The organism is Streptomyces flavofungini (assembly GCF_030388665.1).
GTDB lineage: Bacteria > Actinomycetota > Actinomycetes > Streptomycetales > Streptomycetaceae > Streptomyces > Streptomyces flavofungini_A.
Window position 1 is genome coordinate 5,317,822 of sequence record NZ_CP128846.1, and the last position, 18,276, is coordinate 5,336,097.

General features: G+C 73.3%; 17 protein-coding genes. 10 read left to right on the forward strand and 7 right to left on the reverse strand.

Going from position 1 to position 18,276, the window contains the following annotated elements:
• The first annotated feature begins 32 nt into the window (after positions 1-32).
• From QUY26_RS22545 to QUY26_RS22555, 3 genes are read left to right on the forward strand one after another with little or no spacing between them, the layout of a single operon-like run.
• On the forward strand, positions 33-296 hold the full coding sequence (locus QUY26_RS22545) for a hypothetical protein (protein ID WP_289949500.1): 264 nt from the start codon (positions 33-35) through the stop codon (positions 294-296).
• Positions 265-795 carry a DUF6879 family protein gene (locus QUY26_RS22550; RefSeq protein ID WP_289949501.1) on the forward strand — a complete coding sequence of 177 codons (531 nt, stop codon included), beginning with the start codon at positions 265-267 and terminating at the stop codon, positions 793-795. The genes QUY26_RS22545 and QUY26_RS22550 overlap by 32 nt, the downstream gene beginning before the upstream one ends.
• 23 nt (positions 796-818) lie before the next feature.
• Positions 819-1,670 (forward strand): helix-turn-helix domain-containing protein, encoded by an 852-nt coding sequence (locus QUY26_RS22555; RefSeq protein ID WP_289949503.1) that lies wholly within the window; start codon positions 819-821, stop codon positions 1,668-1,670.
• 24 nt (positions 1,671-1,694) lie between these two features.
• On the opposite strand, the gene QUY26_RS22560 is transcribed toward QUY26_RS22555, so the two are convergent.
• The 3 genes from QUY26_RS22560 to QUY26_RS22570 form a co-directional block, all read right to left on the reverse strand.
• Positions 1,695-2,495, reverse strand: a complete 801-nt coding sequence (locus QUY26_RS22560) for an enoyl-CoA hydratase/isomerase family protein (protein WP_289949504.1) — start codon at positions 2,493-2,495, stop codon at positions 1,695-1,697.
• Positions 2,496-2,643: 148 nt separating this feature from the next.
• On the reverse strand, positions 2,644-4,869 hold the full coding sequence (locus tag QUY26_RS22565; protein WP_289949505.1) for an acetate--CoA ligase family protein: 2,226 nt from the start codon (positions 4,867-4,869) through the stop codon (positions 2,644-2,646).
• Between the two features lie 360 nt (positions 4,870-5,229).
• Positions 5,230-6,423, reverse strand: coding sequence for a flavin-containing monooxygenase (locus QUY26_RS22570; RefSeq protein ID WP_289949507.1), 1,194 nt, complete (start codon positions 6,421-6,423; stop codon positions 5,230-5,232).
• Positions 6,424-6,666: 243 nt separating this feature from the next.
• Here QUY26_RS22570 and QUY26_RS22575 point away from each other — a divergent pair, with 243 nt between their 5' ends.
• Both QUY26_RS22575 and QUY26_RS22580 read left to right on the forward strand, forming a co-directional pair.
• The gene (locus QUY26_RS22575) at positions 6,667-6,846 is read left to right on the forward strand and encodes a hypothetical protein (RefSeq protein WP_289949509.1); all 180 of its coding nucleotides are present in this window, start codon (positions 6,667-6,669) and stop codon (positions 6,844-6,846) included.
• Entirely contained in the window at positions 6,843-7,289 is a 447-nt protein-coding gene (locus QUY26_RS22580; RefSeq protein ID WP_289949511.1) for a Zn-ribbon domain-containing OB-fold protein, read from the forward strand. The genes QUY26_RS22575 and QUY26_RS22580 overlap by 4 nt, the downstream gene beginning before the upstream one ends.
• 62 nt (positions 7,290-7,351) lie before the next feature.
• On the opposite strand, the gene QUY26_RS22585 is transcribed toward QUY26_RS22580, so the two are convergent.
• Positions 7,352-7,855: a GNAT family N-acetyltransferase gene (locus tag QUY26_RS22585; RefSeq protein WP_289949513.1), complete on the reverse strand. Its 504-nt coding sequence runs from the start codon at positions 7,853-7,855 to the stop codon at positions 7,352-7,354.
• Positions 7,852-8,622 carry a pyridoxine/pyridoxamine 5'-phosphate oxidase gene (locus tag QUY26_RS22590; protein WP_289949515.1) on the reverse strand — a complete coding sequence of 257 codons (771 nt, stop codon included), beginning with the start codon at positions 8,620-8,622 and terminating at the stop codon, positions 7,852-7,854. The genes QUY26_RS22585 and QUY26_RS22590 overlap by 4 nt, the downstream gene beginning before the upstream one ends.
• Positions 8,623-8,836: 214 nt before the next feature.
• Here QUY26_RS22590 and QUY26_RS22595 point away from each other — a divergent pair, with 214 nt between their 5' ends.
• A complete protein-coding gene (locus QUY26_RS22595; RefSeq protein ID WP_289949516.1) occupies positions 8,837-9,682 on the forward strand; it encodes a calcium-binding protein in 846 nt (281 codons plus the stop codon).
• Positions 9,683-10,267: 585 nt separating this feature from the next.
• Here QUY26_RS22595 and QUY26_RS22600 read toward each other — a convergent pair.
• Positions 10,268-11,407 carry a thiolase C-terminal domain-containing protein gene (locus tag QUY26_RS22600; RefSeq protein WP_289949519.1) on the reverse strand — a complete coding sequence of 380 codons (1,140 nt, stop codon included), beginning with the start codon at positions 11,405-11,407 and terminating at the stop codon, positions 10,268-10,270.
• A 241-nt stretch (positions 11,408-11,648) separates the two neighbouring features.
• On the opposite strand from QUY26_RS22600, the gene QUY26_RS22605 reads away from it, so the two are divergent.
• A complete protein-coding gene (locus QUY26_RS22605) occupies positions 11,649-13,082 on the forward strand; it encodes an acyl-CoA dehydrogenase family protein (protein ID WP_289949522.1) in 1,434 nt (477 codons plus the stop codon).
• Complete coding sequence (locus tag QUY26_RS22610) at positions 13,082-13,558, forward strand: nitroreductase/quinone reductase family protein (protein ID WP_289949524.1); 477 nt, start codon at positions 13,082-13,084, stop codon at positions 13,556-13,558. The genes QUY26_RS22605 and QUY26_RS22610 overlap by 1 nt, the downstream gene beginning before the upstream one ends.
• Positions 13,559-13,727: 169 nt before the next feature.
• On the opposite strand, the gene QUY26_RS22615 is transcribed toward QUY26_RS22610, so the two are convergent.
• On the reverse strand, positions 13,728-14,375 hold the full coding sequence (locus tag QUY26_RS22615) for a TetR family transcriptional regulator (RefSeq protein ID WP_289949526.1): 648 nt from the start codon (positions 14,373-14,375) through the stop codon (positions 13,728-13,730).
• A gap of 338 nt (positions 14,376-14,713) precedes the next feature.
• Between QUY26_RS22615 and QUY26_RS22620 the strand changes: the two genes are divergently transcribed.
• Positions 14,714-15,496, forward strand: a complete 783-nt coding sequence (locus QUY26_RS22620; RefSeq protein ID WP_289949527.1) for a VOC family protein — start codon at positions 14,714-14,716, stop codon at positions 15,494-15,496.
• Positions 15,497-15,734: 238 nt separating this feature from the next.
• Positions 15,735-18,233: an outer membrane protein assembly factor BamB family protein gene (locus QUY26_RS22625; protein ID WP_289949530.1), complete on the forward strand. Its 2,499-nt coding sequence runs from the start codon at positions 15,735-15,737 to the stop codon at positions 18,231-18,233.
• Positions 18,234-18,276 lie beyond the last annotated feature (43 nt).

The following is an 18,276-nucleotide window of genomic DNA, read 5'->3' on the forward strand; positions in this document are numbered from 1 at the left end:
ATCTGTGCACACCACTGCCGACGGAGGCGACCATGGCGTTACGGTTCATCGGGATCGACCCCAATACTGGTGATGGAGAGAGCCCGACCGTCTGGGTCGACCAGGCCAAGGGCGAGATCGTCATCCAGGGGTGGAAGCCGGAGCCTGAACTGAAGGAGCAGTGCGCTTCGTTCGAGCTCCCGGGCCACGCCGTCGGCATCCCGGGGCACGAGCAAGTGGTGCGGGTTCCGGCCCGCATGGTCGCGACGCTGAGGGAGGCGTGCCATGTCGTCGAGCAGCGTGCCGAAGTTCCCTGAACTGCTGGGCCGCGCGACGGAGTCGGCGGTCCATCTGGAGATGCGCGACAGCTACGCCGTGGACTATGAGTCCGAGCCGTTCGCCCGGTGGCGTCAGGGTTTCCGCCACGACCCGACGGACCGGCTCTCGTGGTGGCGCCCCTGGCTGGACCTCGTCCAGGAGACCGTCCGACGCGGCGTGGCGATACGTCGCGCCCGCATCGTTTCCGAGCCGGTGAGCGAGTACATCCGGTACGAGCACTCGGGCACCTTCACGAACGTGGCCGCGGGCGAACAGGTGCGGTGGCTGCCCCGGCGGCGTGCCTCCGATCTCGCCCTGCCCGGCAACGACTTCTGGCTGATCGACGGCCGGGTCATCCGGTGGAACCATTTCACCGGCGACGGCGCCTCGGCCGGCGGGGAGATCAGCACCGACCCCGTGGCCGCGAGGCTGTGCGCCGACGCTTTCGAAGCGGTGTGGGAGCGAGGGGTCCCACACGACGAATTCCGGATCGACTAGCGCGAAGGCGACCAGGTCAGCTCATGCCCATCTCCCCGTCGTCCGCGGCACAGGCGGCACGCGAGAGCGTTGCCCAACGCCTGAGGGAACTCCGTCTGGACGCAGGAATCACGGGGTCCGAGCTGGCCTCTCGCTGCGATTGGTCTCACCCCAAGACCTACCGCATCGAGAACGCGCGTACGCCGCCGTCCCTGGACGACATCCGCCGCTGGTGCGGGGCATGCGGCGTACCCGACCAGGCCGGCGACATCATCGCCCAGTCCCGCAACGCCGAATCCATGTACGTGGAATGGCGTCGCAAGACCCGCGCCGGACTGAAACAGCTCCAGAACAGCTACCTGCCGCTGTTCAAGTCGACCAAACTGTTCCGCGTCTACTCCGCGACGCTGGTCCCCGGCCTGCTCCAGACGGAGGGATACGCGACGGGGCTGCTGTCCTCCATCACGGAGTTCCGGGACGTACCCAACGACGTCGCCGAAGCAGTCGCCGCCCGCCTCACGCGGTCCCAGATCCTCCACGAACCGGGCCGCAGGTTCGTGCTGCTCATCGAGGAGGCCGTGCTGCGGCACCAGGTGAGCGACTCCGACGCGATGGCCGCCCAGTTGGGCCACTTGCTGACAGCAGGGGCGATCTCTTCCGTGGCCCTGGGAATCATCCCGATGTCGACCACGGGCCGATCCATCTGGCCGATGGAGACGTTTCACGTGTACGACGACACCCTTGTGTCCGTCGAACTGCTCTCCGCCCGGGTCACCGTGACGCAGCCGAGCGAGATCGCCCTCTACGAGGACGCGTTCGAGCAGCTCCGTGCCATCGCTGTCTACGGCGCCGACGCGCGGGCGTTGATCGTGCAGGCCATCGAAGCCCTCCAGTGATCGCGGTGCACTGAAACGCCTCCCTCACCTCCCCCGAAACACAGCCCCCCGCCGCTCCACGAACGCCGCCACCCCCTCCTTCGCATCCGCCGAAGCCATGTTGATCTCCTGTGCCGCGGCCTCCGCCGCCAACGCCGCCGCGCGGTCCGAGTCCAGGGACGCGTTGACGAGTTGCTTGGTGAGGGCCAGGGCCCGCGTCGGGGACGTGGCCAGGCGGTCCGCCCAGGACTGGGCCGTCTTCTCCAGGTCGGCGTCGGGGACCACCCGGTTGACCAGGCCCAGGCGTTCCGCCTCCGGGGCGGGGAGTGCGTCGCCGAAGAACATGAGTTCCTTGGTGCGTTGGGGGCCGATCAGGCGGGGGAGGAGGTAGGCGCCCGCGCCGTCGGGGACCAGGCCTCGGCGTACGAAGATCTCTATGAAGCGGGCGGATTCGGCGGCCAGGACCAGGTCGCAGGCGAGGGCGATGTGGGCGCCGAGGCCCGCCGCGGTGCCGTTCACCGCCGCGAGGACGGGTTTCTCGCAGTCGAGGACCGCGGTGATGAGGCGTTGGGCGCCCTGTCTGAGGGTGCGGGAGATGTCGCCCGCCGTGCGTTCCGTGGCCGGTGGGGGTGTGCCGGAGCCGCGCAGGTCGGCGCCGGTGCAGAAGCCCTTGCCGGTGGCGGTGAGGACCACCGCTCGGATGGATGGGGCGGCCGTGGCCTCTTCGAGGAGGGCGATCAGGTGGTCGCGTTGGTCCGCCGTGATCGCGTTCAGGACCTCCGGGCGGTTGAGGGTGATCCAGGAGACGCCGTTGGGGGTGATGGTGTGGAGGATGGGGGTGGGCATCGGCAGGGTCCGTTTCGGTGGAGGGGGTGATGGGCCCGGTGAGGGCCACGCAGGGCCCGGTAAGGGGCACGCGGGGCCCGGTGAGGGGCATGCGGGGCCCGGTGAACCCCATGGGCCCAGCGGCGAGCTCGCCCGCCCGGGGGCGGCCTCAGTGGCACACCGCCAGCGCGTCCAGCGCCACCGCCCCCTGCCCCCGGGGCAGGACCATGAGCGGGTTGATGTCCAGTTCGGCGAGGGTGTCGCCGAGTTCAAGGGACATCCGCTGGACCCGCAGGACCACCTCGACCAGGGCGTCCAGGTCGGCCGGTGGCGCGCCGCGGACGCCGTCGAGCAGGGCCCGGCCGCGCAGGGACGACAGCATGCGGCGGGCCTCTTCCTCGCCGAACGGGGGGATGCCCACCGCCACGTCGCGCAGGACCTCCACCAGGACGCCGCCGAGGCCGACCGTCACGGTGGGGCCGAAGAGGGGGTCGGGGGAGATGCCGACGACCATCTCGACGCCGCGTTCGACCATCTGGCAGACCAGGACGCCGTCGAGGTCGACGCCTTCGTAGCGGGCGATGTCGGTGAGGTCGCGGTAGGCGTCGCGGACCTGGCTCGCGGAGGTGAGGCCGACCTTGACCAGGCCGAGTTCGGTCTTGTGGGCGATGTGGGTGCCGGAGGCCTTCATCACGACCGGGTAGCCGACCAGGCCCGCCGCCCGCACCGACGCCGCCGCGCTGGTCACCAACTGCTCGCGCGGCACCCGGATCCCGTACGCCCGCAGCAACTGCTTCGCCGCGTGTTCGCTGAGCCGCTGGCCGGGGCGCAGCAGGGCCTGCGCCTTGCGGTAGGAGGGGGAGACGGCGCGCGGCGCCTCGTCGAAGGGGGAGCGGTAGGAGGCGGTGAAGCGGTGGTGGTCGAGGTAGGCGCGCACGGCGCCGATGCAGTTGGCGAAGGTGCGGAACGTGGCCACGCGGGACGAGCCGAGCAGCGTCTCGCGGTACGCCGCCTCCGTACCCAGCGGTGAACCCCACACCACGCACACCAGCTTGTCCGTCTGTTCGGCTGCGTCCACCAGGTCCCTGGCCAGCTTGTCGCTCATCGGCGGGAAGGGGCCCGTGATGGGGCAGATGAGGACGCCGACCTCGGGGTCCGCGAGGATCGCGTCGATGATCTTCCGGCCGCGCCAGTCGCCCACGGGGTGGCCGCCGTTGTCGACGGGGTTGGCGACGTTCAGGTAGTGCGGGATCCACTCGTGGAGTTCGGCCTGCTTGGCGGCGGAGAGCGTCGGCAGGCGCAGGCCCGCCTCGGTGGCCAGGTCGGCGAAGTGCGCGCCGGTGCCGCCCGAGATGGAGTACACGACGACGCCGTCGGCCCGGGGCGGGCGCGCCCGCGCCAACAGCGTCGCCGTGTCCTGGAGTTCGTCGAGGCCGTCGACGCGGATCACCCCGTACTGCCGCATCGCCGCGTCCACCACCGCGTCCGCCCCGGTCAGCTTCCCGGTGTGCGAGGCCGCCGTGCGCGCCCCCGTCTCCGTCCGGCCGACCTTCACGGCGACCACCGGCACCCCGCGCCGCGCGGCCCGGTCGGCGGCGAGCAGGAACGAGCGGCCGTCCTTGAGCCCCTCCACGTAACAGGCGATGGCGCCCACCTCGGGCTGCTCCGCGAAGTACGAGAGGAAGTCGGCCGTCTCCAGATCGGCCTCGTTGCCCGTCGGCGCCCAGTGCGAGAGGCGTACGCCGAGCTCCTGGAGCGTGAAGACGGGGCGGCCCTGGTGGCCGGACTGGGTGATGAGGGCGATGGCCGGGCCTTCGAGGTCGTCGCGGAACCGCTCGAAGGCGTTGAGGTTGGTGTTGGGCCCGAGCAGGCGCATGCCCGAACGGCTGACGGCCGCCGCGAGCCGCTCCTGCGCGAGGGCGCCCGCCTCGCCGGTCTCGGCGAAGCCCGACGCGAACGCCACCGCGAACTTCGCCTTCGCCTCGGCGAGTTCCTCGATCACCGGCAGCGGGTCGCCCACCAGGAGCACCGCGAGGTCGATGGGCTCGGGCAGGTCGGCGACGGACGGGAAGCAGGGCCTGTCGAACACCGAGGCGCGGGTGGGGTGCACCGGGTGCAGCCGGGCCCCCATCCGCTCGGCCCACGCCACGAGCTGGCGTGTGATGCCGGTGTTCGGCCGCTCCTCCGCGTCCGACGCGCCGATCACGGCGACCGACTCGGGGCGGAAGAAGCGGTCGAGGTCGGGTACGTCGGCGGCCAGGGGCCGGCCGCCCACGTCCAGGTCGCCGGTCGCCGCGGCACGGCCGTGGACGGTGGCGGCGGGGAGGTTGCCGCAGGCCACCGCGCGGGCGCGGCGGGGGTCGGAGGTGAAGGTGCCGTATGTCGATCCAAGCATCGGTCCGCCCGCTCCTGTGTGACAGCAACATAACTGACGCATAGTCAGGTTACTGAACTGACGCTCCGTCAGGAATGGGGCTGCGGGTTTTGTACGACGGCGCGGGGGAGGCCGGCTTGCCGTGGCACGGGAGCTGCCCTGGTGCGGTGGGTGCGTGGGGTGTGTGTGGCGCGCGGGGTGTGTGCGGTGTGTGTGCGGTGTGTGGCGCGTGGGGTGGCTTCGATTTCGGGTGCGTGGCGTACGTGACGTACGTGGTGCTGCCGGGGTGGGTGCGACCGGGACGTACGCCCGGTAACACCGGTACCACCACGGAACCGCAGAAGCCCGCCCGTGCCAAGGGTGCGGAGGTGAACTGGCCGGTTACTTGCGGCGCTTCGCCACCGCCCCGGCGATCTTTCCCGCGTCCCTGGCGAGTTCGCGCAGCATCCCGCTGATGGGGTTGGTGAAGCCGGTGAAGTACAGGTCGGGGGCCTCGGGGGCGGTGCGCGGGCCGTGTACGCGGGGGCGGCCCCGGTCGTCGAGCACGCCGAGGTGGCCGAGCAGGGGCTCCAGGGCGCGGACGTAGCCGGTGGCGGCGATGACGGTGTCCGGGCCGACGCGGGAGTCGTCGGCGAGGACCACCTTGTCGTCGTCGAAGGACGCGACGGCGGCCACGGGCTCGACCCGCCCCTTGCGGACGGCGTCGATCAGGCCGACGTCCTGCACCGGGATGGCGCCCTCGCGGGCCCGTGTGTACAGGCCGGTGTCCGGCCGCGGAAGGCCGTGCGCGGACAGGTCGGGCACGCTGACCTTGGCGACGGCGCGGCCGATGCGGTCGACCACGGGCACCGGCAGCCTGCGGCACAGGATGCCGGAGCGCTGCGCCGGCCAGCCCGCGGTGGAGCGGCGCACGATGTGCGGCGCCGTGCGCACCGCGAGCCGCACCCGCGCCGCGCCGCCCTCGACCAGGTCGACGGATATCTCGGCGCCGGTGTTGCCGACGCCGACGACGAGCACGTCCTTGCCCGCGTACGGGGCGGGCTCGCGGTAGGCGCTCGCGTGCAGCAGTTCGCCGGAGTACGTGTCGCGGCCCGGCCAGTCCGGCAGGTGCGGGGTGTGGTTGTAGCCGGTGGCGACGACGACCGCGCTGCCGGTCAGCTCGCGGCCGCCGGTGGCGTGCAGCAGCCAGCCCGTGCCGTCGGCGGTGCGCTCCAGGCGGGAGACCTCCACGCCGGTGACGACTTCCAGCTCGTGGTGCTCCGCGTACTTCTCCAGGTAGCGGATCACGTTGTCGCGCGCGACCCACCTGCCGAAGGAGCGCGGCATCGCGAGGCCGGGCAGGCCGGACAGGCGGCGGGTGGTGTGCAGGCGCAGGCGGTCGTAGTGGGCGCGCCAGGAGGCGCCCACGCGGTCGGACTTCTCCAGGACGACGGCGCGTACGCCGCGGGCGCGCAGGGCGGCCGCCACGGAGAGTCCGCCGGGGCCGCCACCGATGACGTACACCGGATGGACCGCCGGACGGCCGGGCGCGGGGCGCTGGTTGCGGCGCGCTGGTGGGTTGGTGGAGTCGGCCATGTTCTGGAGAGTAACCACGCCGTCACTTGATGGGTGACGCACAAGTCTGAAACCGATTGCGATCCGATCACGCGGTCTCGCGCCCCGGTGCGCCCCCGTCTTGCGCCCCGGCGCCCGGTGCGCTGAACTGACATACCGTCAGAAAGGCTCATGCCTTGCCCGGAAGATGCCTCCATGAGGCGTATGCGGCGTGCGGGGTGGGGGTCGACGGGCGTTGATGTGAGGGACTGGGGAGGTCTCGGCGTGGACAGGATCTTGCTCGGCGGCGAGGGTGGGTGCCCCGCCGTGGCCGGTGTGGGGCTCGGGCCGGGGTGGTCGGCGGGCGGGCTGTGCGCGGGCGAGAAGGGCTGGTTCGGACGGGGTGCGGGCCGTGCCAAAGGCGCGGGCGACGCGCCCCGGCGCGGGTGGGGGGCGTCCCGGTGAGCGGCGCGGAGGCCCCGGGCGTACGCTTCGACCTCCCCGAACCCGACCCCTTCACCCGCCCCTACTGGGACGCCGCCGCCGAGGGCCACCTCCTCGTCCGCCGCTGCCACGCCCCCGCCTGCGGCCGCGCCCACCACTACCCGCGCGAGTTCTGCCCGCACTGCTGGAGCGAGCACGTCAGCTGGGAGCGCGCGAGCGGCCGCGCCACCCTCTACACCTGGTCCGTGGTCCACCGGAACGACCTGCCGCCCTTCGGCACCCGCGTCCCCTACACGGCCGCCGTCGTCGACCTCGCCGAGGGCCCCCGCATGATGACAGAACTCGTCGCCCCCGCCGACGGCACCGGCCTCGCCCCGCGCCCCGGCCTGCCCCTCCAGGTCGCGTTCCGGGAGTGCGTCGAGGGCGTGACGGTACCGGTGTTCCGGCCCCGGGGAGCCGCTTAGCGCGCGTAGCGCAGGGGGCGGGGAGGCCTCGACGGCTTCAGGAGTCGGCGGCCCCGGGGCCTTCAGGAGTCCGCGACCCGCTTCACGTACCGGTGGCACGGCACATGGATCGGGCCGCTGTCGCTCGCCGTCAAGTACTCGAAGAGGCCCTCGTCGGTCCAGCCGTTGCGTTCGTAGAACCTGCGGGCCCGTGCGTTGCCGTTGACCACCGCGAGCCAGGCGCGGGTGTGGCCCTTCGCCGCCACCCGGCGCTCCGCCTCGGTGAGGAGCGCGCGGGCCACGTCCGTGCCCCGGTGGGCCGCGTCGACGTACACCTGCTCCACCTCGTCGTCGACCACCATCACGAAACCGGCCACCTCGCCGCCGACCGTCGCCACCGCCGTGTCCGCGACCCGCTGCGGGGCCCGCAGTCCGAACGACTGTGCCGTGCGCACCGCCACCAGCGCCGCCGGTACGTTGCCGAGGTGGCCGTCGGCCCAGCCCTCGTGCCAGATCCGGGCGATGGCCGCGATGTCGGCCGGCGTCGCCGGGCGCAGCTTCACCACGGGTTCCTCGTGGGTCGTCACGGCCACATCAACTCCCTAGCCCAGCCCCCGTTTCCAGCCGCACGGTAGCGCAGCCGCACATGCCGCCTCCGCGCGTCTCCCTGGAAGAATTCCACCTCTTGAGGTGCCAGTACGTACAGCGTCCAGCTCGGCGCGTCGGCGTCCGGTTCCCGCGCGGCCCGCTCCCACGCCGCCTCCGAGGCCCGCTCCAACTCCGTATACGCCGTGAGCACTTCGCTCTGCCGCCCCACGAGCGCCGCCGCGAGCGCCCCCGCCGACCGCGCGTGCAGGTCGGCCAGGGCCTCGGCGTGCGGGGCCGTCCGCACCGGGCCACGCACCCTGACCTGGCGTCCTTGTGCCGCCCAGTAGAAGTGGAGTGCCCCGTACGGGTGTGCCGCGAGCTGTCGGCCCTTGACGCTCGTCGTGTGCGTCGCGAAGTGCCAGCCCTCGTCGTCGACGTCGTGCAGCATCACCGTCCGCACGTCCGGGTCGCCCGCCGCGTCCACCGTCGCGAGGCCCATCGTGTGCGGCTCCGGCTGCCCTGCCCGCGCGGCCTGCGCGAACCACCGGTGGAACAGCTCCACCGGGGCGGGCGGCGCCTGCTCCGGGTCGAACTCCGGCAGCTCCTCGAACTCCGGCAGCCGGACGTCCCACACCTTCTGGGCGCGCAGCAGCCGCCGGAAGTCCGACGCGGATGCGGCAGGGGACTCGGGCTCGGGGGCAGTGGGGTGTTCGGACTCGGCGGAGCCCTCGGGCTCGGGCGTGGACGCGGGGGTGGGTGTCGTCATAGGGGGATTGTCGTCCCACCCACCCCCGTCCCCTCGGCAAGGCCCTTCACGGCTCGGCGAGACCCGTCACGGCGTCCACGTCCCGGCAACGGCGTGGACCGCCTCTGTTCATGATCAACGGTGCAACTCCCTTCATATGCCTCCGGTCTAACGGGACGTACTGCGGCACCACAGCGCCACCACGGCACCCCGACATCCCGAAGGGCACTTCCGCATGCGCACCTACAGGACCCTCACAGTCACCGCCTCCCTCGTCCTCGCTCTCGGCGGAGCCGCCTTAGCGGTACCCACCGCCCAGGCGGCACCGTCAGCGACCGCCTCCCTCGTCCACGAGAACGACGAGCTGTGGTACAAGGCCGCCCCCGGCCAGCAGAACAGGCTGACGGTCACCGACAGGGTCGAGCAGGCCGGTGAGTTCGAGTCGTACTACGTCCTCACCTTCCGCGACCGCTTCGACATCTCCATCGACGCGCGTGCCGCGGAGTGGGACGAGTGCGCGTACCCGTCGGCGTCCGACCGCAAGGTCGTCGAGTGCCGGGTCGAGATCCCGCAGAACTCGGACGACTCCGACACCTACGACATCGACCTCGGCGACAAGGACGACACCCTCACCCTGAAGCCCGAGAGCGAGGCCTGGGCCGGTGTCTTCGGCGGCACGGGCAACGACGTGCTCAACGGTTCCATCGGGTCCGTGCTCCACGGTCAGGGCGGCGACGACCGCATCGTCGGGGGCGGCGGCCCCATGGGCTTCGGCTCGTACGGCGGCGCCGGGGACGACACCCTCGTCGACTGCGGGCAGGACTGCTTCGGCGGCACCGGGAACGACTCGCTCTCCGGCAACGGCGAGGAGAACACCCTGCACGGCGACGACGGCGACGACGTCCTGCACGGCAAGTCGGGCGCCGACACCCTCTACGGCGGCAAGGGCAACGACAAGCTGTACGGCGAGGCGGGCAACGACACGCTGTGGGGCAACAGCGGCGACGACGCCCTGTGGGGCGGCACCGGCACCGACAAGCTCTCGGGCGGCGCCGGACGCGACGAACTCCACCAGGACTGACACGTCCCGGGCGTGTGTGGGGGAGCGGGGGGCTCCCTCACGCACGGCGCGGGACCCTCGCACACACGGCGCCGCGTCAGCACCTCCGCGACCCGCTGCATCGTCGCCGACTGCCCGGCCGCGCTCGCCCCGACGGGGTTGTACGACAGGACGAACCTCCGCCGCCCGTCCACCGTCGAGAACGCCGCGGACGCGTAGCCCCGTCCCCGCCCCGGTCGCCGCGAGCAGCGCACCACCGGCGACCGCACCCCGGACGAGAGTCCTGCGGGAAGGACCCGGCGCCGTTGCGGACGAGGGCGAGGACGAGGGCGGGGAAGGAGGCGAGGGCGAGGGCGGGGAAGGAGGCGAGGACGAGGGCGGGGAAGGAGGCGAGGACGGGGGCGTGGACCACGGCGCAGCGGAAGAAGCAGCCATGCCTCAAGGCTCCGCCGATTCGCCCCCGCAGTGATCAGGGGCGCCCCTGGCCCACCCCTGAACCGCCCCTTAGGGCAAGCGAATCGCACGCCTCCCCCGGACAGCCGTACCTCTTCCGCCCACCTCCCTCGCCTAAGTCCCCCAACTACCTCTTCTCCCTACCTCTCCCCCCTACCTCCCCAGCACCAAAGTCCCCGAAGAACAGAACCACCCACCCGTCCCCGACACCACCGCCACCTCCGGCAGCCGCCCCCCGGCCCGCCGCACCTGCCGCGCCTCCCCGGCCGTGCCGCGCAACTGCCGTACCGCCTCCACGATCAGGAACAGGCCCCGCATCCCGGGGTGCTGGGCGGAGAGACCGCCGCCGTCGGTGTTGGTCGGCAGCTCGCCGTCCCGCAGGAGCCGCCCCTTCTCCACGAAGGCGCCGCCCTCGCCCTTGGCGCAGAAGCCCAGGTCCTCCAGGGTCACCAGGGTCATGTACGTGAAGGCGTCGTAGATCTCGGCGATGTCCACGTCCGCCGGGCCGACCCCGGCCCGTGCGAAGGCGAGCCGCCCGCTGGCCGCCGCCGGGGACACCGTGAAGTCCTCCCACTCGGACATGGTGGTGTGCGAGACGTGCTCGCCGGAGCCGAGCACCCACACCGGGAGGGACGCGCAGTCCGCCACGTACTCCTCGGCGGCGAGCAGCACCGCGCAGCCGCCGTCGGAGCGCAGGCAGCAGTGCAGCTTGGTGAACGGGTCGGCGATCATGGGGCCGGTCAGGACGTCGTCGACGGTGATCGCCTCGCGGTACATCGCCTCGGGGTTCGCCACCGCGTTCGCCCGTGCCTGCACGGCGACCTGCGCCAACTGCTCCAGCGTGGTCCCGTACTCGTGCATGTGGCGGCGCGCCGCCATCGCGTACTTGGCGATCAGGGTGTGCCCGTAGGGGGCCTCGAACTGGAGCGGGCCGCGCGCCCCGAAGGACAGGTTCGCCGTGCGCCGCCGGGCCTTGAGGTCGGCTCGGGCCGTGGAGCCGTACACGAGCAGGACGGCGTTGGCGCGCCCGGCCGCGATCGCGTCGGCCGCGTGCGCCGCCATGACCTCCCAGGTCGCGCCGCCCACGGACGTGGAGTCCACCCAGCGCGGACGCAGGCCCAGGTACTCGGCCACCTCGACGGGCGCCAGCGTCCCGAGGCCCGCGGACGCGACTCCGTCGACGACCTCGCGGCCGAGTCCGGAGTCCGCGAGGGCGCGCCGGGCGGCCTGCGCGTGCAGCGCGTACGCCGTGGCGTCGTCGACGCGCCCGCAGTCCGAGAGGGCCACTCCCACGACGGCGACCTTCCGGCGGCCGGGGGCGGCCCTCCCGTGCCCGGGGCTGCGCGTGGTACCTCCGGATCGGCGTGAACCAGTCTCAGCGGCCATGCATCTGACGGTACATCAGATGCCGGGGCGGCAGGGAGGGTGCGCGACCCTGGGCAACCGCGCCCCGGAGTCCTAGCATGTCGGCCCGTCAGCTCATGTGACGGTTCGTCAGATCCGGGCCCAGCGGGCCCGGGAGAGGAGCCCGCCGATGGACACCGCCCTCACCGCGGAACAGGACGAGATCCGCCGCACCCTGCGCGAGATCGTCACCAAGCGCTGCGGCCCCGACGACGTCAAGGCCGCCGTCCGCACCCCCGCCGGGTACGACGCCGGGCTCTGGACCGCGCTCGCCGGACAGCTCGGCCTGCCCGGCCTCGCCCTGCCCGAGCGGCACGGCGGCACCGGTTGCGGCACCCTCGAACTCGCCCTGGCCTGCGAGGAGCTGGGCCAGGGACTCGTTCCCTCGCCGCTCGTCGCCACCGCCGGGCTCGCCGCGCCCCTGCTGCTCGCCCTCGGCGCCCCCCGCCGGTGCGCCGAGCTGCTGCCCCGCGTCGCCACCGGCGAGCTGACCGCCGCACTGGCCGTCCCCGGCGCCGCCCTCGCCACCGCACTCGGCCTCGTCGGTGACAACCACGACCACCGCGACGACTGGACGGGCGGCGGCCGCGCGGGCGGCGTGCAGGCGCGCACGGCCGACGGCACCTGGCGGCTCTACGGCCAGGTCGACCAGGTCCTGGACGGGCACAGCGCGGACCTGCTCCTCGTCGCCGCGCACACCGGCGGTTTCGCCCGGTCACGGGCGCTGCTCTTCCTCGTACGCGGTGACGCCCCCGGTCTCGTACGCGTCCGGCAGACCGCGCTCGACGAGACCCGGCCGCGCGCCCGCCTCGAACTGCGCGAGGTGGAGGGCGAGTTGCTGGGAAGCGGGGATGTCGCGGGGAACGGGTCCGGGGCCGCGGGCGTGGCCGCCGCGCTCGCGGAGGCCGGGGAGCGCGTCGCCGTCCTGATCGCCGCCGAGGCCGTCGGCGCCGCCGACCGCGCGCTCGCCCGCACCGTCTCCTACGCCAAGGAGCGCGAGCAGTTCGGGCGCGCGATCGGCTCCTTCCAGGCCGTGAAGCACCGCCTCGCCGACGTGTACGTCACGGTGCAGGCGGCCCGGTCGGCGGCGTACTACGCGGCGTGGGCGGCGGACGCCCGCGACGTTGCGGGGGACGCCCGCGACGTCGCGGACGCCCGCGACGGTGCGGGGGACGGCGACGGAGGCCGGGGCGGGGGAGGAGGTTCCGGCGGGCGCGCCGAGCGGGCCGGTGGGCTCGCCCTCGCCCAGGGCCTCGAAGCCCTGCGCACCGCCGCCGCGGCCGCCGTCCAGCTGCACGGCGGCATCGGCTTCACCTGGGAGCACGACGCCCATCTGTATCTGAAGCGGGCCTCCGGCGACGAGCTCCTGTTCGGGCCCGTGCACCGGCTGCGGGCGCACGCGGCCGAGCGCGCCGGGTTGTTCGCCGCGCAGGGGGCGGACCGGGCGGCGGGGGCGCCGGGAGCGGAGGGGGCGGTGGCCGCGGGCGTGCCGGAGCGGGGCGCGCCCGCCGTTCGGGTGGTCGGGGCGGACCGGGGGCGGCGGGCCGAGGGGGCGGGCCGCTGATGGGCGCCGGGGTGGGGCTCCGCCTGGTGCGCAGGGTGTCCGCGACGCGTGCGTTCGCCCGCGTGGCCCCTCGGGTCGTGCCCGCCATGGACCGGGGCGTGCACCGGATCACGCGCGGAAAGGTGCTGCTCAGCGCCCGGATGCTGCCCGGGGTGATCCTCACGGCGCGGGGCGCGCGGAGCGGGCTCGACCGGCGTACCCCGCTGGCGTGCGTGCCGGAGGAGGGCGGGAGCTGGCTGCTCGTCGGGTCGAACTTCGGACGACCCGCGCATCCCGCGTGGACCGCGAACCTGCTGGCCGGCCCTGACGTCACCATCAACTGGCGCGGCACCGACATCCCGGTGCGGGCCCGCCTGCTCACGGGGGAGGAGCGGGCGGCGGCCTGGCGGAAGGCGCTGGCGTTCTGGCCGCCGTACGCGACCTACCAAGCGCGGGTGGAGCGCGAGATCCGGCTGTTCCGGCTGGAGCGGCGGTAGCGCACCCGAACGGGTGCGGGCGGCCTCCGTGGCGTCGCCCGGGGGCGAAGGCATGCGGAGAGCACGGCGGCGGATCACAGACAGTGATCCGCCGCCGTGGTGACAGGACTCCGGTGCTCGGCGCCTACCGCGCCTTCTGCGCCTACTGCGCCTTCTGCGTCTGCTTCGCCTACTTCGTCGGCTTCCTGCCCGTGACGCCCAGGTGCACCAACAGCGCGAGATTCGGCTTCAGTTCCGCCTGCTTGACGCCCCAGGTCTGGAAGCCGCGCTGGTGCGAGGCGACCGCGGCGAGCATGGCGACCAGCGAACCGGCCATCGCGGCCGGGCTCACGTCCTTGTCGACCTTGCCCTTGGCCTGGAGCTCCTTGACGGTGTCCGTAAGGGAGTTGTTCACCGAATTCAGGATCTTCATCCGGATTTTGTAGAACCGCTTGTCGCCCTCGGCCGCGCCGAGGTCGACCACCCGGAGGATCGCGTCGTTCTTCCGCCAGAAGTCGAGGAACCCGTCGACCAGGTCCTGCGAGGTCTGCAGGGCCGCCTTGCCGACCCAGGAGCGGCCTTCGAGGAGCTGCGTCAACTGCGCGCCTTCGGCGGCCATTTGCTCGGCGATCTCCAGGACGGCGCCCTCGACGTCCGGGAAGTACTGGTAGAACGTCGCGGGCGAAGTGCCCGCCTTCCGGGCGACGTCGATGACTTTGACGTCGCGGTAGGGCGAGGAGCTGAGCATCTCGCTCAGGCAGTCCAGCAGTTTCTGACGTGTCGCCTGACCACGCCGACCGGCCACGCGGCCGTCGACGGTACGTACCTGTCCTGTCATGCCGTCAGCTTACCGAGGGGTGATCGGAGCGCGATTCGGCCGAGTGCAAATGGGGTTGAAGGGGTGCCAGAGGGGTGTCGGAGGGGGCTCAAGAGGCGCGGAGGGGTGACGGCAGGAGGGTGAGGAGCGGGCCGGGGGCGCCCGGGGCGGGTGGTGCGCTCCGGCCGGAAATGATCGTCCGCCAGTACGTTTCGCACTCTCCGTAGTCGCCGTGGCACCCCATCGGAATTGGCCATGTGTTCGAATCGATGTGCTGCGGGCCTGCCGGCGTGCGGCTAGCTTGACTGTGACGGAGGCCACAGGAAGGCCCTCCGCGGGCGAACCGAGGGAACGGGCTCATGGAATTCGCGGAAGGCGTCCCCTGCTGGGTGGACGCGATGCTCCCGGACGTCGAGGGCGGCAAGCGCTTCTACGGCGAGCTCTTCGGCTGGACCTTCGACGACGGCGCCGGGGCGGAGTACGGGAACTACACCCAGGCGTTCCTCGCCGGTGAGCCCGTCGCCGCGCTCGCCACCAAGCCGGACGGGCGCATGCCCACGTCCTGGACGGTCTACCTCGCGACGCCCGACGCGGCCGCGCTCGCCGGGCGGATCAAGGGCGCGGGCGGGCAGATGATCATGGATCCGATGCCGGTGGGCCCTTTCGGCACGATGGGGCTCGCGGCCGACCCCGAGGGCGCCGTCTTCGGCCTCTGGCAGGCGGGTGCGCACGTGGGCTTCGGCGTTCAGCGCGAGCCCGGCGCCTTCTGCTGGACCGAGGTGTACGCCCGCGCCAAGGAGAAGGTCGACCCCTTCTACGAGGGCGTCTTCGGCTACGGGGGGCAGGACCTCGACGACGCGGGTGAGGACTTCCGGGTCTGGTCGCCCGCCGGGGCGCGGCCCGGGCCCGAGACCGCGATCGGCGGCCGGGCGCTGCTGGGCGGGGCCTTCCCGGCCGAGATGCCCCCGCACTTCCTCAACTACTTCGTCGTCGCCGACTGTGACGCGGCCGCCGCCACTGCCCGCAGGATCGGCGGCCGCGTCCGCGACGAGCCGCAGGACACCCCGTACGGCCGCATCTGCACCCTGGTGGACAACCAAGGCGCCACTTTCGCCGTCCTTCAGGAGCCGGAACAGGTGTGAACCCGATGTGAACCGGGAGAGCTGCGGGAGAGTACGGGAGGGGTATCGGAGGGCATCGCCCCATTTGATGTACCAGTACGTCACCTTTGTCCCGAAACAGCCCGATCTTGCCCCGGGTTCGCAACCGTGGGCCGAGCCAGGAAGAATCAGGGTGCGTGCCGCCGTAGCGGCTCGGTGGTGAGACGCTGCACGGGGCTGCTCCAAGCGGCGGCCGCGCGTACGGGGAGGTGGCAGGCAAGTGGTGGACCAGCTGACGCAGCACGATCCGCGGCGGATCGGCCCGTTCGAGGTCCTTGGACGGCTCGGCGCCGGCGGCATGGGGCTCGTCTATCTCGCGCGCTCCGCCTCCGGGCGACGCGTGGCGATCAAGACGGTGAGAACCGAGCTCGCCGAGGACCAGCTGTTCCGAGTCCGCTTCACACGCGAGGTCGAGGCCGCCCGGGCCGTCTCCGGCTTCTACACGGCCGCCGTGGTCGACGCCGACCCGCGCGCCGCCGTGCCCTGGCTCGCCACCGCGTACGTGCCCGCGCCCTCGCTCGAGGAAATAGTGAACGAGCACGGGCCGCTGCCCACCCAGGCCGTGCGCTGGCTGGCCGCGGGCGTCGCCGAGGCCCTGGAGTCCATCCACGGCGCGGGCCTCGTCCACCGCGACCTGAAGCCGTCGAACGTGCTCGTCGTCGAGGACGGCCCCCGCGTCATCGACTTCGGCATCGCGTCGGGCGTCTCCAACACCCGCCTGACCATGACCAACGTCGCCGTCGGCACCCCCGCCTACATGTCGCCCGAGCAGGCCAAGGACTCCCGCAGCGTCACCGGCGCGAGCGACGTCTTCTCCCTCGGCTCCACCCTCGTCTTCGCCGCCACCGGACACGCCCCCTTCCACGGCGCCAACCCCGTCGAGACCGTCTTCATGCTCCTGCGCGAGGGCCCCGACCTGGAGGGCCTGCCCGACGAGCTGCGGCCCCTCATCGAGTCCTGCATGCAGATGGAGGCCACCCGCAGGCCCACGCCCGGCGACCTCCAGGCCCAGCTCGCCCCGCACCTCTTCGCCTCCGAGGGCAACGGCGACGACAGCGGCACCGCGTCCGCGTGGCTGCCCGAGCGGGCCGTCGCGCTCATCGAGGCACGCCGGGGCGGACGCCCGCCCGCGCGTGCCGCCGCCACCGGCGGCTCCGCAGGCCGCGGCTCGCGCGGCAGCGCCGCGGCCGGGGCCTCGGCCGCGCCGGTGTCCGCCGTACCGCCGCCGCCCCGGCAGGCCCCCGCGGTGCCCTCGCACGCCCCCGGCCTGCCCTCACAGGTGCCGTCAGTGGCATCCGGGGCGCCCGGGCCGTTCCACGCGCCCCCCGGCGCCTCCCAGCCCTTCCAGGCGCCGGGCCACGGCGCGCCCGACGCCGGTCCCGTGCAGCTCGCCGGGGCCCAGGTGCCGATCGGGCCCGGCCCGCGCGTCGCCGAGGCCCGGGGCGCCGCGGCGCCCGCCGACTCCGGGCTCGCCGGGTCGTGGTCGCGGTCGGCGCAGGCGCCCGGGGCGGCGCGGCGCGGGGCCAACGGGGCCGACGCGGGCGTCACCGGAGCGGGGGGCGCGGGTGCTCCGGCCCCGGGCCCGGGCGCCCCGGCGTCCTGGCGGCCCTGGCGGTTCCGCATGTCCAACGACGTCTGGGGGACGCCCGCCGTCGCCGGGAACCTCGTGTACGTCACCTCCTTCGAGGTCCACGCCCTCGACGTGAGCACCGGACGGCGCAGCTTCAAGACCCGCGACGTCGCCTGGTCCATGGCGGTCGCCGACGGCCGCGTCCACGCATCCGACGGCCCCACCCTCTACGCCCTCGACGGCACCGACGGCTCCGACCTGTGGCGGATCCAGACCGACGCCTGGGTCTACGCCCTCCAGGCCGACCGGGGCACCGTCGTCACCGCGACCCGCGGCGGCGGCGTGCAGGGCTGGGAGGCCGCGAACGGCGAGAAGCTCTGGGAGATCACCAACGCCCAGACCGAGTTCGAGACGCCCGAGGCCGCGCCCGTCATCGTCGACGGCACCGTCTACGTCTGGAAGGACGCCCGGCTGCGCGCCGTCGAGGCCCGCACCGGCATCGAGCGCTGGTCCTACCCCGTCGGCGACGCCGCGTCCTGCGGCGGCGTGCCGGTCCGCGTCACCCAGGCGCCCGACGGATACGTGTACATCGCCGCGGGCACCCGCGTCCTCGCGATCGACGTGGCCGCGGGGCACGTGCGCTGGCACTTCGAGGCGCCCGCCGCGTTCCTGTGTCCGCCCGCCTTCGCCCCCGGCCCCGCCGTCACCGGCGGCGGTGTCTACTTGGCCGACTACCTGGGCACCGTGTACGCCCTCGACGCCACCGACGGCCGCGACCGCTGGCGCATCGCTACCGAGGCCCGCTCCTCCGTCGACCCCGTCCTCGTCGCCGACGGCCACGTGCACGTGGGCAGCGGCAAGGGCCTCTACACCCTCGACGCCGTCACCGGCACCCCCAAGTGGCGCTTCCAGGCGGGCGGCGAGGTCGTCGGCTCCCCGGTCGTCGCCGACCGCCGCATCCACTTCGGCGCCACCGACCACCTGCTCTACACCCTCAAGGCCGACGACGGCCGCCTCCGCTGGAAGCTCGCCACCGGCGGCGAGATCACCGGCGCCCCGGTGGTCAGGGACGGGGTCGTGTACGCGTGCAGCAAGGACCGCTGCGTGTACGCGCTCGACGCGGAGCGGGGCACGGCGACCTCGCGCTGAGCCCGGCGCGGGGTGCCCCGGCGGGTTCGGGGTGCCCGAGCGG